The 13833-nt window shown below is 70.5% G+C and carries 14 protein-coding genes and 2 pseudogenes; 3 read left to right on the top strand and 13 right to left on the bottom strand.

Annotated features, from left to right (window positions below):
• Positions 1-134 precede the first annotated feature (134 nt).
• On the bottom strand, positions 135-941 hold the full coding sequence (gene panB / locus N5096_RS00770; protein WP_267662437.1) for a 3-methyl-2-oxobutanoate hydroxymethyltransferase: 807 nt from the start codon (positions 939-941) through the stop codon (positions 135-137).
• Positions 942-1070: 129 nt separating this feature from the next.
• Here panB and N5096_RS00765 point away from each other — a divergent pair.
• Positions 1071-1317: pseudogene (locus tag N5096_RS00765) on the top strand (DUF5822 domain-containing protein); the annotation flags it as partial.
• Positions 1318-1565: 248 nt separating this feature from the next.
• Here the strand turns inward: N5096_RS00765 and N5096_RS00760 are convergent.
• The 4 genes from N5096_RS00760 to N5096_RS00745 are packed head-to-tail and all read right to left on the bottom strand — an operon-like array spanning position 1566 to position 5714.
• Positions 1566-2168: an HAD family hydrolase gene (locus N5096_RS00760; protein ID WP_267662436.1), complete on the bottom strand. Its 603-nt coding sequence runs from the start codon at positions 2166-2168 to the stop codon at positions 1566-1568.
• Positions 2165-3325, bottom strand: a complete 1161-nt coding sequence (locus tag N5096_RS00755; RefSeq protein WP_267662435.1) for an acyl-CoA dehydrogenase family protein — start codon at positions 3323-3325, stop codon at positions 2165-2167. Before N5096_RS00755 ends, N5096_RS00760 begins: the two co-directional genes overlap by 4 nt.
• Before the next feature lie 50 nt (positions 3326-3375).
• Complete coding sequence (locus N5096_RS00750) at positions 3376-4392, bottom strand: AIR synthase family protein (protein ID WP_267662434.1); 1017 nt, start codon at positions 4390-4392, stop codon at positions 3376-3378.
• Entirely contained in the window at positions 4389-5714 is a 1326-nt protein-coding gene (locus N5096_RS00745) for an alanyl-tRNA editing protein (protein ID WP_267662433.1), read from the bottom strand. The genes N5096_RS00750 and N5096_RS00745 overlap by 4 nt, the downstream gene beginning before the upstream one ends.
• Positions 5715-5799: 85 nt before the next feature.
• Between N5096_RS00745 and N5096_RS00740 the strand changes: the two genes are divergently transcribed.
• Positions 5800-6330, top strand: a complete 531-nt coding sequence (locus N5096_RS00740) for a winged helix-turn-helix domain-containing protein (protein ID WP_267662432.1) — start codon at positions 5800-5802, stop codon at positions 6328-6330.
• 21 nt (positions 6331-6351) lie between these two features.
• On the opposite strand, the gene N5096_RS00735 is transcribed toward N5096_RS00740, so the two are convergent.
• Positions 6352-7572 carry an acyl-CoA dehydrogenase family protein gene (locus N5096_RS00735; protein WP_267662431.1) on the bottom strand — a complete coding sequence of 407 codons (1221 nt, stop codon included), beginning with the start codon at positions 7570-7572 and terminating at the stop codon, positions 6352-6354.
• A 215-nt stretch (positions 7573-7787) separates the two neighbouring features.
• Between N5096_RS00735 and N5096_RS00730 the strand changes: the two genes are divergently transcribed.
• Complete coding sequence (locus N5096_RS00730) at positions 7788-8855, top strand: phosphotransferase family protein (RefSeq protein ID WP_267662430.1); 1068 nt, start codon at positions 7788-7790, stop codon at positions 8853-8855.
• 2 nt (positions 8856-8857) lie between these two features.
• Here N5096_RS00730 and N5096_RS00725 read toward each other — a convergent pair whose 3' ends face one another.
• The 7 genes and pseudogenes from N5096_RS00725 to N5096_RS00695 form a co-directional block, all read right to left on the bottom strand.
• Entirely contained in the window at positions 8858-9646 is a 789-nt protein-coding gene (locus N5096_RS00725; RefSeq protein WP_267662429.1) for an SDR family NAD(P)-dependent oxidoreductase, read from the bottom strand.
• Positions 9643-11292: a long-chain fatty acid--CoA ligase gene (locus tag N5096_RS00720; protein WP_267662428.1), complete on the bottom strand. Its 1650-nt coding sequence runs from the start codon at positions 11290-11292 to the stop codon at positions 9643-9645. Before N5096_RS00720 ends, N5096_RS00725 begins: the two co-directional genes overlap by 4 nt.
• Positions 11285-11998, bottom strand: a complete 714-nt coding sequence (locus N5096_RS00715; RefSeq protein ID WP_267662427.1) for an ABC transporter ATP-binding protein — start codon at positions 11996-11998, stop codon at positions 11285-11287. Before N5096_RS00715 ends, N5096_RS00720 begins: the two co-directional genes overlap by 8 nt.
• A pseudogene (locus tag N5096_RS00710) lies at positions 11995-12333 on the bottom strand (ABC transporter ATP-binding protein C-terminal domain-containing protein); the annotation flags it as partial. The gene N5096_RS00715 and the pseudogene N5096_RS00710, both read right to left, overlap by 4 nt.
• Positions 12334-12891: 558 nt before the next feature.
• Positions 12892-13092, bottom strand: coding sequence for a dodecin (locus N5096_RS00705; RefSeq protein WP_267662425.1), 201 nt, complete (start codon positions 13090-13092; stop codon positions 12892-12894).
• 57 nt (positions 13093-13149) lie between these two features.
• Positions 13150-13488 (bottom strand): DUF7116 family protein, encoded by a 339-nt coding sequence (locus N5096_RS00700; protein WP_267662424.1) that lies wholly within the window; start codon positions 13486-13488, stop codon positions 13150-13152.
• A gap of 57 nt (positions 13489-13545) precedes the next feature.
• Complete coding sequence (locus N5096_RS00695) at positions 13546-13791, bottom strand: DUF5816 domain-containing protein (RefSeq protein ID WP_267662423.1); 246 nt, start codon at positions 13789-13791, stop codon at positions 13546-13548.
• Positions 13792-13833 lie beyond the last annotated feature (42 nt).

The raw sequence follows: 13833 nt of genomic DNA, 5'->3' as shown, positions 1-13833 counted from the left end.
GCGCAGGCGACGTAAGCACCGGAGGGAGCGAGTGAAACGAGCGACTGAGGAGCGCAACGAGCGTGCGCCGCCCTCTCGACTGGGGCTTTGGAGGAGTTCACCGCAGCGCCGCCGTTCGCTCGTAAATATCCGACTCAGTACAGGTCCTCGAGCTCCGACTCCACGTGCGAGTGCTCGTCGGCCGGGAACTCGCCGCTCTCGACGGCCTCGCGGTAGCCCTCGACCGCGCCGAGCATCTCACCGCGCACGTCGCCGAACTGGCGGGAGAACGGCGGCGACCACTCGCCGAGCCCCACCGCGTCGTCGATCACGAGCACCTGCCCGTCGCAGTCGGGGCCCGCGCCGATGCCGATCGTCGGGATGTCGAGCGCCTCCGTCACGGCGCCAGCGAGGTTCGCGGGCACGTGCTCTAACACGAGCGCGAACGCGCCGGCGTCGGCGTGCGCCCCGGCGAGCTCGACGATCTCCTCGGCGGCGTCCTGGTCGGTCCCCTGCCGCGTGTACCCGCCCAACTGGTTGACGTGCTGGGGGGTCAAGCCGAGGTGCGCCATCACGGGGATCCCGACCTCGGTCATGCGCCGCGTCATCTCGACCGTGTGGGGGCCGCTCTCGATCTTCACCGCGTCGGCGTCGGCCTCCTTCAGCAGTCGGCCGGCGTTTCGCACGGACTCCGCCTCCTCGACGCCGAAGGATAGGAACGGCATGTCGGCGACGACAAGCGCGTCCTCGGTCGCGCGGGCGACCGCCCCGGTCCGGCTCGCGACCTCGTCGAGCGTCACGGGGAGCGTCGAGTCGTAGCCCAGGGCGGTGTTCCCCATGCTGTCGCCGACGAGGACGACGTCGATTCCGGCCTCGTCGACGACCGCCGCGGTGGTAGCGTCGTACGCGGTCAGCATCGTGATCGGCGCCTCGCGGCCCCGGAGTCCGCGCGTCGTGGTCATACCCGGAGTCACCCTCGCGACCGGTTAAAATCGTCCGATTCGGAGGGCGACTCCGCCTCGTCACGTCGTGGCCTCCCGACCCGCCCCGCGACCGCCACCGATTTGCCCCTCGGTGCCCGAGACGAGGGCGTGCAACCTGTCGAGCGGGCCGAGTTCGAGGGGATCGACTACGGCTGGGTGATGCAGACGACGTTCGTGCTCACGATCCTCGTCGGCGCCCCGGTCGTCGCGGTCCTCTCCGCGTTCGTCACCCTCGACTCGTGGGGGGCCCGCGCGGCCTTCGCGGTCCGCGTCGGCGCGCCGATCTGGTTCGTCACCGCCGTCGCCGTCGCGCTCTACGCGCGCCGCACCGAGGCCGGCGACGGCGGGGTCGAGCGAGACGAAAACGGCGACGGCGGGGTCGAGCGAGACGAAAACGGCGACGGCGTGGTCGAGCGAGACGAAAACGGCGACGGCGTGGTCGAGCGAGACGAAAACGGCGACGGCGTGGTCGAGCGAGACGAAAACGGCGACGGCGTGGATGTCGACACCGGCGACGGCGATGCCACCGATGCCGACACCGACGGCGACGAAAGCGAGAGCGCCGAGGAGGGCGGCGGCGCCGAGGACGGCACCCGAGAGTAGTCAGATCAGGTCCGAGGCCCACGCGAACGCGACGTCGGCGCGCTCCGCCGTCACCGCGTCGCGCCGCGAGTCCCCGACGAACAGCGCGTCCTCGGGCGCCGCGCCGAGCGCATCGACCGCCGCGAGCAGCGACTCCGGGTCCGGCTTGTGCGTCTCGGCGGTGTCGCGGCCGACGATCGCGTCCGGGTCGAGCGCGTCGCCGAGGCCGTGGGTGTCGACGGCGACCCGACACGCCTCCTCGCAGTTGAGCGAGCAGACGCCGGTCGGGGGCGTGCCCGCCCCCCCGTCGCCCCCCTCGACCAACCGCTCTCCGAGCGGGAGCAGCGTCGAGTCGCGCGCGCCGGACCGCTCGTGGACCGCGATCGCCTCCTCGACCGGGTCGCCGATCCCGTACCCGTCGGCCGCCTCCAGCAGTCCCCAGAGCTCGTCGGTCGGCGGTTTGACCGCGTGTCCGGCGTAGACGTCGAGAACCGACTCCGCGACCGCGCCCCAGTCGACCGCGAGCTCGACGAGGGTCCCGTCGAGGTCGTAGACGATCGCGTCGGAGCCCGCGAGGCTCCCGTCGGCGTCGACGCTCGGCACGGCGGCGTCGTCCCCCGTCACTCGCCCAACACCCCCCGAGCGATGATCGTCTTCTGGATCTCCGTGGTCCCCTCGTATATCTCCGTGATCTTGGCGTCGCGGTAGAGGCGCTCCACGTCGAAGTCGGTCGTGTAGCCGTAGCCGCCGTGGATCTGGACGGCCTCGTTGGTCACGGACATCGCCGCCTCGCTGGCGCGGTACTTCGCCTTCGAGGCCGCGACGCGGTTGTCCTCGCCCGCCTCGGCCTGCCGGCACGCCTCGCGGACGAGCAGGCGGGCCGCGGAGACGTCCGTCGCCATCTCCGCGAGCTTGTGGCGCACCGTCTGGATCTCGGCGATCGGCTCGTCGAACTGCTCTCGCTCGGCGGCGTACGCCGTCGCCTCGTCGAGCGCGGCCTGCGCGACCCCGACCGCCTGTGCCGCGATCCCGATCCGCCCGCCGGTCAGGGTCCGGAACGCCGCCGAGAGCCCCTCCCCCTCCTCAGTGAGCCGATTCTCGGCCGGGACCCGACAGTCGTCGAAGCTGATCCCGGTCGTGTCGGAGGCGCGGAGCCCGAGCTTCTCCTCTTTCTCACCGACCTCGAACCCCTCGGTGTCGGCCGGGACGAGGAACTGGGTGATCGACCCCTTGTCCGCACTGTCGGCCTTCGCGAAGACGATCGCCACGCCGCCCCGCTGCCCGTTCGTGATCCACTGCTTCTCACCGTTGAGCACGTACTCGTCGGTCTCGGGGTCGTACGCGGCGGTCGTCGACATCTCCGCCGGGTTCGAACCCGCGTGCGGCTCGGAGAGACAGAACATCCCGACGGGGCGTCCCTCGGCCGCCATCTCCGGGAGCCAGCGCTCCCGCTGTGCCTCGCTCCCGAACTCGGCGATACAGGAGGTCGCGAGGCAGTGGACGGAGAGCGCGGTCGCGACCGCGAGGTGGCCGTACGCCAGCTCCTCGTTGACGACCGCGTAGGTCGTCTCGTCGGCGTCGAATCCGCCGTACGCCTCGGGGACCGTCAGCCCCGTCAGCCCGAGCTCCGCGAGCCCGTCCCAAGCGCCTTCCGGGAACGACTCGGTCTCGTCGGCCTCGGCGGCCCCGGGCCGGAGCTCCTCGACCGCGAACTCCCGGACGAGCTCCCGGATCGCCTCCTGTTCGTCGGTCAGCGACGAGCCGACGCGTGCGCCAGTCATGGCTCTGCGTTCGATCCCACACGAAAAAAGGTGAGCGGTTGGTGTGGGGGTCACTCCCAGAGCGGGTATAGCTCGTCGCGGGGGGGCTCCTCGATCCGGTCGCCATCGAGGAGGACGGCGCCGGCCCCCGCGCCGAGACCGTCCGAGGCGTCAGCGGCCTCAACGTCGTCGGCCGCCCGGACCTCGCCGATCTCGCCAACAGCGATCTCCGCGGCCGCCAGCGCGTCGGTCGCCTCGCCGACGCGCTCGGGGGGAATCGCCGCCAGCAGCGCCCCGGAACCGAACGTCGCCAGCGGGTCGACGCCGAGCGCGTCGCAGCAGGCCCGCGTTTCGGGTCGGACCGGGACCCGGTCGCGCTCGGCCGCGAGGACCGTCCCGCTCGCGCTCGCGGTCTCGACGAGCGCGGTCAGCAGGCCGCCCTCGGTCGGGTCATGCATGGCGCTCGCGGCGTCGCGGACGGCGGCTGCGTCGGAGACGACGCTCACCTCGTCGAGGAAGCCGGCGGCCGCGTCGAGCGTTGCGGCCGAGACACCCGCCTCGGCGCACTCCTCGCGGAAGTCGGTCGCGAGGATCGCGGTCGCCTCGATACCGGCGCCCTTCGTGAGGAGGAGGCGGTCCCCCGGCTCGGCCCCGGCGGTCGACACGAGGCGGTCAGTCGTCCCGAGCGCGGTCATCGAGCAGAGGGGCCGCTCCAGCGACGGCAACACCTCCGTGTGGCCGCCGACGATCGCGACTCCGAGGTCGTCCGCGGTCGCGTCCACCTGCTCCGTGACGGTCCGGAGGCGGTCCGGCTCGCCGTCGGGCAGGAAGAGCGTGTGCGTGAGCCATCGCGGGTCCGCGCCGCTCGCGGCCACGTCGTTGCAGGCGACGTGGACGGCGAACTCGCCCACGGCGTCGGCCGCCAGCGAGAGCGGGTCGACGGCGACGACGAGCGTCGACTCCGCGCCGGAGAGATCGATCGCGGCCGCGTCCTCGCCGTAGGCGGCCCCCACGTCGACCGCCGCGTCGTCGGCCCCGGTCGCCGCGAGGACCTCCGCGAGCGCCTCGGGCCCGATCTTACCGGTCATCTGTCGCGGAGCCACGCGACGACGGCGGCGGGGTCGGCATCGAGCCCGCCGCCCTGGGCGAACGTCGGGCCGCCGCCCCCGCCGCCGCCGAACTCGTCGGTGACGGCGTCCACGATCTCCCCCGCGTCGGGTGCCCCCCCGCCCGCACCGGCCGCCTCGTCAGCGACCGCCACGACCACGAACGGGGCGTCGCCCGCACCGACCGCCGCGATCGCGTCGGGGGCGTCGCCGGCCGCACCGCGGTCGCTCGCGTCGCCGTCGCTCTCCTCACCGTCGCCCGCGAGAACGTTCTCTGCCGGCCCCCGCAGGTCGTTCGGGTCGGCGTCGTCGACCGTGCCCACCGCCCACGTCGATCCGCCGATTTCCGTTCTCGGGAACTCACCGAGTCGGGCGACGAGCAGATCGGTCCGGGCGTCCCGAAGCTCTCCCTCCACCCGGTTGACCTCGGCGCGGAGGCGATCGACGGCGTCGGGGAGGTCGCTGACCCGCGCGTCGAGGCCCGTCGCGGCGTCGAGCGCGGCCGCGTGGACCGCGGCGTCGTGGTCGATCGCCGTCGGGCCGACCGCGAACTCGACGCGGGTGACGCCCTCGCCGGGGTTCGAGCGGTCAAGCACCGAGACCGGGCCGATCTCGCTCGTGTTCCGGACGTGGGTGCCGCCGCAGGCGGCGACGTCCCAGGCCGGCGCGGCGTCGCCCTCTTCAGGGTCGCCCTTGTCGCCCGCGTCGCCCCCGCCGATCGTCACGACGCGGACCGCCTCGCTCCCGCTCATCGCGCCCTCCTCGGTCTTCGCGTTGAACGCGATCCCGTCGACCGCGCGGGCCTCGCTCTCCGGAAGCGTCTCCCACGAGACGGGCAGCGAGTCCCACACCACCCGGTTGGCGAGCCGTTCGAGTTCGACGAGGTCGGCGTCGTCGATGGGGGTCGCCGTCGTCAGGTCGACGCGCACCTTCTCCGCCGAGATGTCGAAGCCGGCGTAGCCGAGGTCCTCGCAGGTCCGGCGGGCGGCGCCGTACAGCACGTGCGAGGCGGTGTGCGCCCGGGTGCAGTACGTCCGGAACGCGTCGTCGACGATCGCCGACACCGTCTCGCCGACCGAGAGCGACGCCGGGGGCTCCTCGGCGAGAGCGTGCACGACCCGGCCGTCGCGCTCGGTCACGTCGTCGACGAGGACGCCGTCGATCGTCCCCCTGTCGGCCGGCTGGCCGCCGGACTCGGCGTAGAAGAACGTCTCGCTCAAGACGACCTCGCAGCCGTCGATCGACTCCACCGTCGCCTCGAACTCCCGGACTTCGGGCTCTCCCGGCGCGCGTGACGCGGTCATTGACGGCCCGTGGTCGCGGTCGGATAAATAGGTGTTCGCCCGTCCAAATACTGATTACCATGACGCGTCCACCTCCACGGAGAGCATGCCCGAGAAACCGCCGACCTCCGACTGGAACCTCTCCGAGCGGGACACGATCATCCTGCAGGAACTCGCCCGAGACCCGCAGCTCACCTCCCGAGGACTCCGCGACCTCCTCGCCGAGGAGCACGACATCGACGTCTCTCACGTCACCGTCAACGAGTCGATCCGGCGGATGCGCGACGACGGGGTGTTCCGCGAGGCGCTGGTCCCCAACGAGGAGCACCTCTTTTTTTCGCTGTTCGAGTTCCAGTTCAATCCGGAGGGGTTCGATGAGCACTGGCGGGACGCGCTCGAGCACGTCCGGTCGAGCCGCCACACGTTCATGTACTTCCTCTCCGACGGCGACTACCAGTGGAAGACGATCATGATGTTCGAGGACCGCGAACAGGAGTCGAAGTGGATCCACGAGTTCTACAAGGAACACGGCGAGCTCATCAACAACCTCCGGAACTCCGTCGTGACGAACGTCCTCAAGTTCGGGACCGACCCCGAGCTGTTCGAGGTGTTCCAGGAGGACGGCGACGGCGAGTGACCCCCGCCGTCGACCGCCGGCTCAGTCGAACTCGCCGAACCGCGTGACCGGCTCCAGCTCCTCGGTCGGCGGGTCCTCGAAGGCGTCCCGAGCGATCGACCGGCGGTGGACCTCGTCGGCGCCGTCGACGAGGCGGAACTGCCGGACGTTCTCGTGGAAGCGCGCGATCGGCAGGTCGTACGCGATCCCGTTGCCGCCGCAGAACTGGAGCGCGTCGTCGATCGCCTCCTGGGTCACGTTCGCCGCGAACGTCTTCGCCATCGCCACCTCGATGCGCGCCTCGTGGCCGTCAGCGATCCGCCCGGCGGCGTGCCGGACCATCGTGCGGGCGGCGTGGAGCTCGGTGCGGCGGTCGGCGATCCGGAACCGCGGCCCCTGCTTCTCCGAGAGCGGCTCGCCGAACCCCTCCCGTTCCGAGAGGTAGGCGGTCGCGATGTCGAGCGCGCGGTCGGCCATCCCGGCGTAGCGCATGCAGTGCGTGAGCCGGGCCGGCCCGAGTCGCTGCTGGACGAGCGTGAACCCCTCGTTCTCCTCGCCGAGCGTGTTCTCGACCGGCACGCGGACGTCGTCGAACCGGATCTCGGCGTGCGTCGTCCCGACGAGTCCCTCGCCGAGGTGCGGGATGTTCCGGACGATCTCGACGCCGTCGGCGTCGGCGGGCACGAGGATGACCGAACAGCCGGCGTACGGGTGCGCCTCCTGGTCGGTGCGGGCGAACGTCAACAGCACGTCCGCCTCGACGCCGCCGGTCGTCCACCACTTGTGGCCGTCGATGACCCACTCGTCGCCGTCCTTCTCGGCGGTCGTCGCGAGCATCTTCGGGTCCGACCCCCCGCCCTGCATGGGCTCGGTCATCGCGAAGCCCGAATTGATCTCCCCGGCCGCCAGCGGCCGGAGCCAGCGCTCCTTCTGCTCGTCGGTGGCCGCGATCTCGAGGGTGTGCATGTTCCCCTCGTCGGGCGCCGCACACCGGAGCGCGGTCGGCCCGAGCAGGCTCCGGCCCGCCTCCTCGAACACCGGCAGCATCTCGCGGAAGCCGAGCCCGAGCCCGCCGTACTCCTCGTCGACCTGCGGGGCGTAGACCCCCTCGTCGCGCGCGGCGTCGCGCAGCGCCTCGATCTCCGCCGGCGGGATCGGTCCGCGGCCGAGGCACTCCCGTTCGACCGGAAGCACCGTCTCGTCGACGAACTCTCTGACGGCCTCGGCGATCTCCGGCCCGCGACCGATGTCGTCGTACTCCATAGCAACGCTTGTTTATCAATGTAAATAGTAGTTCCGGCGATCCGCTCCCAAAAGGCTATAAATCCCGAGTCTAACCACTTCTGTATCGCAAATTGATTTACAATGTTAGTCAAATATGCCGTAAACGGTAAAATTCGTTCGGAGCTCCGGCGAGCGGGGGAGGACCAGACGGCAGTGAGTCGCTCGGCGACGGACCGGGCGGGGGCGGATCGCCCGTGACCGACCCCGACTACCTCAACCGGCTGGTCGACGACGACGCGCTCGAGGCGTATCTGACCGCCGAGTTCGGGCCGACGGACGCGTTCGCGGTCGAGCGACACGCCGAGGGGCACTCCAACGAGACGCTGTTCGTCACGTGGGGCGACCGCGAGCTGGTGGTCCGCCGACCGCCCCCCGGAGAGACGGCCGACACGGCCCACGACGTGCTCCGGGAGCACCGCGTCGTCGACGCGCTCGGGGGCACCGACGTCCCCGTCCCCGAGACCCTGCGGGCCTGCGACGATCACGCGGTCCTCGGCAGCGACTTCTACCTCATGGAGCGCGCCGACGGCGACGTGCTCAGGGAGACGGAGCCGGAGCGCTTCGCGGCGCCGGCCGCCCGCGAGCGGGTCGGCACCGGGCTCGTCGACACGCTGGCGGCGATCCACGCGGTCGACTACGAGGCGGTCGGGCTCGGCGAGTTCGGTCGTCCGGAGGGGTACACGGCCCGACAGGTCGAGCGCTGGACGGGTCAACTCGAGTGGGCCTTCGAGACCACCGAGGCGGTCAGGGAGGTCCCGGACCTGATCGCGGTCGGGGAGTGGCTCGCCAACAACGTCCCCGACGGGCACGCCGAGACGCTCGTCCACGGCGACTTCAAGCTCGACAACGTGATGTACGGCCCCGGGACCCCGCCGGAGGTCGTCGCCGTCTTCGACTGGGAGCTGTCGACGCTCGGCGACCCGCTCGCGGACCTCGGCTGGCTGCTCCTGTTCTGGTACGACGAGGGCGACCCGGACCCGGCGATGCCCGAGCTGATGTCGACGTTCACCGCGCGAGAGGGGTATCCGACCCGCGGGGCGCTCGTCGAGCGCTACGAGGCGACGACGGGTCGCAAGTTCGCCCACGAGCGATTCTACCGGGCGCTCGCGGCCTACAAGATGGCCGCGCTCGGGGAGATGTTCCTGGCGCGGCACCTAAGCGACGACAGCGACGACCCGCTGTACCCGAAGATGGAGGCGCAGGTGCCCACGCTCGCGGCGCGCACGCTGGCGTACGTCGAAGGCGAGACCGAACGACTCTGAACTCACCGCGCCGTCCAGCCGCCGTCGACGGCGAGCGTCTCGCCGGTGACGAAGCTGGCCGCGTCGCTCGCGAGGAAGACGGCCGGGCCCGCGATCTCCATCGGGTCGGCGAACCGGTCGAGGGGGGTCCGGTCGAGGACCGACTGCCGGAGCCCCTCGTTCTCTTGGAGCGCCTCCGTGAGGTCGGTCGCGACGTAACCCGGGGCGACCGCGTTCACCCGCACGTCCGGCGCCCAGTCCATCGCCGCGCTCTTCGTGACCCCGACGAGCCCGTGCTTCGAGGCGACGTACGGGTGCTGTTTCGGGAGTCCGACCTCGCCCGCGACGCTGGCGACGTTGACGACACTCCCCTCGGCTTCCTTCAGGTGCGGACCGGCGGCCCGGAGGGTTCGGAACGCTCCCCGCAGGTTCACGTCCAGCACGTCGTCGACCGCGTCGCTCTCGACGTCGGTCGGGTCGCCGAGCGCGTCGCCGGGGTTGAAGCCGGCGTTGTTGACGAGGACGTCCAGCGAGCCGAACGCGTCGACGGTCTCCTTGACGAGCGCGTCCACGTCGCCGTCGTCGGTCACGTCGGCGGTGATCCCGCGCGCCTCGACGCCGAGGTCGCGGGCCTCCTCGGCGACCGACTCGACCTCCGCCGCGGTCCGCGCCGAGGGGACGACCGTCGCCCCCGCGGCGGCCATCCCGAGCGCGATCGCCTTCCCGATCCCGCGACCGCCGCCGGTGACGACGGCGACCCGCCCGGAGAGGTCCGGGAGGGCGTCGTCCGGCGTCGGCGAGGTGTCGCTCATTCCTCGCCCCCCTCTCCGGGCGCGTACGGCAGGGGCGGCTCGTCGACGGTCTCCCGGAGCGTCTTCTTGTCGAATTTCCCGGTCGCGGTCTTCGGGATCTCCTCGCGGAACCGAACGTCGTCCGGGAGCCACCACCGCGGGAACTCGTCGGCGAGGAACGCCCGGATCCCCTCGACGTCGAGTTCGCGGCCCGCCTTGGGCACGACGAACGCCAGCGGGCGCTCCTGCCAGCGCTCGTGCGAGGCCGCAATCACGACCGCCTCGGCGACGTCCTCGTGGGCCATCAGGGCGTTCTCGAGCTCGATGCTGGAGATCCACTCGCCGCCCGACTTGATGACGTCCTTTGCGCGGTCGACGACCTCCACGTAGCCGTCCTCGTCGACGGTGGCGATGTCGCCCGTGCGGAGCCACCGCGCCCCGCCGTCGTCGGCGGGGAGAAAGTCCGCCGCGTTGGCCTCGGGGCGGTCGTAGTACTCCTCGACGACGGAGGGGCCGCGGACGAGCAGCTCGCCGAACGCCTCGCCGTCCCAGACGACCGGCTCGTCGTCGTCGTCGACGACCCGCATCTCCAGGCCGGGCGAGAGCAGCCCCTGTTTCGCCCGCTTGTCGAGCTTCGCCTCGCGGTCGGCATCGGCCATCCCCGAGGTCGGGCGGGAGACGGAGCCGATGCTCATCGTCTCGGTCATCCCCCACGCGTGCTCGATCGTCACGTCGTGTTCATCCTCGTAGCGGCGCATCACCTCTCGGGGCGCCGCGCTCCCACCGACGACGATGCGCTCCAGCGAGGAGAGGTCGCCGCCGTGCTCGTCGAGGTGGTCGAGCACGTCGATCCAGACGGTGGGGACGCCCGCGGTGAGCGTCACGTTTTCGGACTCGATCAGCTCTACGAGGTCCGCCGGGTCCGGCGACGGTCCCGGGTACACCTGTTTCGCCCCCGCCATCGTCGCGGCGTAGGGGAACTCCCACGAGTTCACGTGAAACATGGGAACGACCGGCATCACTACGTCGTCCTCGGCGATGTCGAGCGCGGCGGGGGTCATCACCATCATCGCGTGGGCGTAGATCATCTTGTGCGTGTACTCGACGCCCTTCGGCTTCCCCGTCGTCCCGGAGGTGTAGCACATCCCGGCCGGATCGTCCTCCGAGAGCGGCGGCCACGACTCCACCGGGTCGGCGTCCGCGATCAGCTCCTCGAACGCCGAGAGCGGCAGGTCGGACTCCGTCTCCGGGGCCGACTCGCCCATGACGACGACCTCGCGGACGCCGTCGATGTCGTCCCACAGCCGGTCGAGGGTCTCGACGGCGTCCTCGTCGACGATCAGCACGTCGTCCGCGGCGTCGTTGACGATGTACTCGACGTGGTCGTCCTGTAAGAGGAGGTTCACCGTGTGGAGCTGCGCGCCCGAGAGGGGGACCGCGTAGTACGCCTCGAAGTGCCGGTGCGTGTTCCAGCCGAGCGTCCCGACCCGGTTGCCGGGCTCGACGCCCAGCTCCGCGAGCGCGGCCGCCAGCCGCCGGACGCGGTCGGCGAAGTCGGCGTACGTGTACCGCTCGACCCCGCCGTGGGTGCGCGAGACGACCTCCGTCTCCGGGAACAGCCGGGTCGCCCGCCAGAAGAACGGACGGAGCGTGAGCTCCTCAGGCATCCGCGGTCCCCACGGAGAGGTAGGTTTCGAGGAGGTCGTCGCGGTCGCGTATCTCCTCGACGGTACCGTCGAACACGATCTGTCCGGTGTCCATGATGTACCCTCGTTCCGCCAGGTCGAACGCGAAGTTCACGTTCTGTTCGGTCAGGAGGACGGTGACGTTCTCGTCGACGACGGTCTGAACGATCTCCTTCAGGTCGTCGACGATGACCGGTGCGAGCCCCTCGGTCGGCTCGTCGAGCAGCAGCACGTCGGGCGCCTGCACCAGCGCGCGGGCGACCGGCACCATCTGCTGTTCGCCGCCGCTGAGGTTCTGCCCCTTGCTCTTTCGCAGCGGGTCGAGCGCCGGAAACAGCTCGTACATCTCCTCGACGGGCCGGGGATCGCTCGCGAGGTTAGACGCGAGCCGGAGGTTCTCCTGGACCGTCAGGGTGGGGAACACCCGGCGGTCCTCGGGGACGAGCGATATCCCCAGCCCGTTGATCTCGTCGGGCGTTTTGCCCGCGATCTCCTCGCCGCGGAACGTGACCGACCCGGACCGGGGCGGCGACGCGCCGACGATGGAACGCATCGTCGTCGTCTTCCCGGCGCCGTTGCGGCCGAGCAGCGTCACCACTTCGCCCTCGTCGATTTCGAGGGAGATCCCGTGGAGGACGTGGCTGTTCCCGTAGTACGTGTCGATGTCGTCGACGTCGAGTATCGTCATACGCTATCACTTCCCAGGTACGCCTCAGTCACGCGGTCGTCCGTCAGCACGTCTTCCGGCGTCCCGTCGGCGAGGATCGCCCCCTCGGCGAGCACGACGATCCGGTCTGAGATGTCGGTGACAACGTCCATGTTGTGCTCAGTCACGACGAACGTGGCGTCCAGGTCCGCGTCGAGCTCGCGGATCAGCGAGACGATCTCGGTGACCTCCGTCGGGTTCATCCCCGCGGTGGGCTCGTCCATCAGGAACACGTTCGGCTCGATGGCGAGCGCCAGGGCGATCTCGACGGTCCGTTTCTCGCCGTGGCTCAGCGTGTCACACGACGTGTCCGCGACGCAGGGGCCCGTCACCAGGCGACCCGACGGCCGAGCACGAACACGACGAGCGCGATGAGGAGCGCCCCGGTGAACGCCTCCAAGCTCGCGAGCCACTAACCCGGAGTGGTTCGACGGGTCAGTCGGATACTGGTTCTTCCGCTCAGAGATCGCAGACGCCGCGATCAGCGAACGGCTACAGGAGCCGTCCGCGGCGACGGGCGGTTCGGCTTCCGGTGCCGGTGAGCAGCGCTCTGGGGATACGGAAGTGTACGTCGAGTCAGAGGGTCCGACGGCCGGGGACACGGAGATCTATGAGGGGGCAGACGAGAGCGGTGGCACTCCGGAAGGCGGTCCGGGCTCGGGGACCGACCCGTCGTTTTGCCCGAGCTGCGGAACGGCGCTCAGTGAGTATTCGGGGGCGGCGTACTGTCCGAGCTGCGGACGGGAACTGTAACCGGCCGTCGGTACATCCGTGTGGATGGGAGTCGGTCGTCGCGCGGGGGCGGCGAGCCCGACGCGCCCGGCTGCGAGTCCCGAGAGAGCTGCCGAGAGTTCGCGAACGGGTCGTTCGACGCCTCAATCCGAGAGCTCGAAGGCGACCTCGACCTCGGCCTGATACTCTCGGTCGGGCGCGCTTTGCAGCTCCACGCCGAACTCCTGTACCTCCGCCCAGTAGACGTTCTCGAGAGTGTCTTCGGCGCGATCGATCGCCTCGTCGGCGGCGGCGTCGAAGCTCTCCTCGCTCGTCCCGATCAGCGTGATCTTTTTAAACACCATGTCGTGTGTCAGTTACACGCACGAGTATATAAATGCAGGTGGAATCCGAGACCGCCGTCAGGGACTGCCGGGCGCGCCTTCCATCACGGCGAAGTCCTCGCCGTCGGCGTCGATGCCGATGACCGCCCAGTCGTACGGGGGCTTCTCCGAGACCAGGCCGTCGCGCAGGTCGCCGGCCCGGTCGCGCCACGTGACGAAACAGCGGAGCCGCGGGGTCTCGCCGCCGTCTGTCAGATACGGGTCCAGGTCGTCGTCGTCCATACACAGCACCGTCACGAGCACGCGCCGCCACTTCCGCTCCGCGACGAACTCCTGTCCGCCCTCGGAGACGGTGTACCCGAGTTCACGAAAGACGTCTCTGGCCTCCGCCGTCGGTGGGATGCTCGCAGTGGCCATCTACCTCGGCGTTCGCCGCCATTCGTGATAAAGTTTCTCACGATTTCGCGACCGCGGTTATTCGTGCGCCGCGTCCCACTCGTCCGGCTTCCGGATGTTGCCGCACTCCGTGCACTGGATCCGGCCCATCGTGTCCATCGCCGTGTCGAACGAGTCGCAGTTCCCGCAGCGGAACCCCCACCGGTTCGACCCCTCGGCGTCCGCGAACACGACGTAGAAGGGCCCCTCGGCGCCCCGCTCGACCATCGTCCGGTCGGTGTACACCCGCTCGCCGTCTGTCGTCGTCGACGCGTCGAGACTCATGCCGGCTACTACCGGTCGGAACCTTTTAAAAGCGCGAGTCGG

This window comes from Halorubrum yunnanense (assembly GCF_026586675.1).
GTDB classification, from domain to species: Archaea; Halobacteriota; Halobacteria; order Halobacteriales; family Haloferacaceae; genus Halorubrum; species Halorubrum yunnanense.
This window is presented reverse-complemented; position numbering and strand designations above follow the sequence as displayed.

Bases quoted from the DNA above. Each gene is read 5' to 3' on its own strand.
- panB (WP_267662437.1), bottom strand. From the start codon at position 941: ATGACCACGACGCGCGGACTCCGGGGCCGCGAGGCGCCGATCACGATG.
- N5096_RS00755 (WP_267662435.1), bottom strand. From the start codon at position 3,325: ATGACTGGCGCACGCGTCGGCTCGTCGCTGACCGACGAACAGGAGGCG.
- N5096_RS00750 (WP_267662434.1), bottom strand. From the start codon at position 4,392: ATGACCGGTAAGATCGGGCCCGAGGCGCTCGCGGAGGTCCTCGCGGCG.
- N5096_RS00745 (WP_267662433.1), bottom strand. From the start codon at position 5,714: ATGACCGCGTCACGCGCGCCGGGAGAGCCCGAAGTCCGGGAGTTCGAG.
- N5096_RS00740 (WP_267662432.1), top strand. From the start codon at position 5,800: ATGCCCGAGAAACCGCCGACCTCCGACTGGAACCTCTCCGAGCGGGAC.
- N5096_RS00735 (WP_267662431.1), bottom strand. From the start codon at position 7,572: ATGGAGTACGACGACATCGGTCGCGGGCCGGAGATCGCCGAGGCCGTC.
- N5096_RS00725 (WP_267662429.1), bottom strand. From the start codon at position 9,646: ATGAGCGACACCTCGCCGACGCCGGACGACGCCCTCCCGGACCTCTCC.
- N5096_RS00720 (WP_267662428.1), bottom strand. From the start codon at position 11,292: ATGCCTGAGGAGCTCACGCTCCGTCCGTTCTTCTGGCGGGCGACCCGG.
- N5096_RS00715 (WP_267662427.1), bottom strand. From the start codon at position 11,998: ATGACGATACTCGACGTCGACGACATCGACACGTACTACGGGAACAGC.
- N5096_RS00705 (WP_267662425.1), bottom strand. From the start codon at position 13,092: ATGGTGTTTAAAAAGATCACGCTGATCGGGACGAGCGAGGAGAGCTTC.
- N5096_RS00700 (WP_267662424.1), bottom strand. From the start codon at position 13,488: ATGGCCACTGCGAGCATCCCACCGACGGCGGAGGCCAGAGACGTCTTT.
- N5096_RS00695 (WP_267662423.1), bottom strand. From the start codon at position 13,791: ATGAGTCTCGACGCGTCGACGACGACAGACGGCGAGCGGGTGTACACC.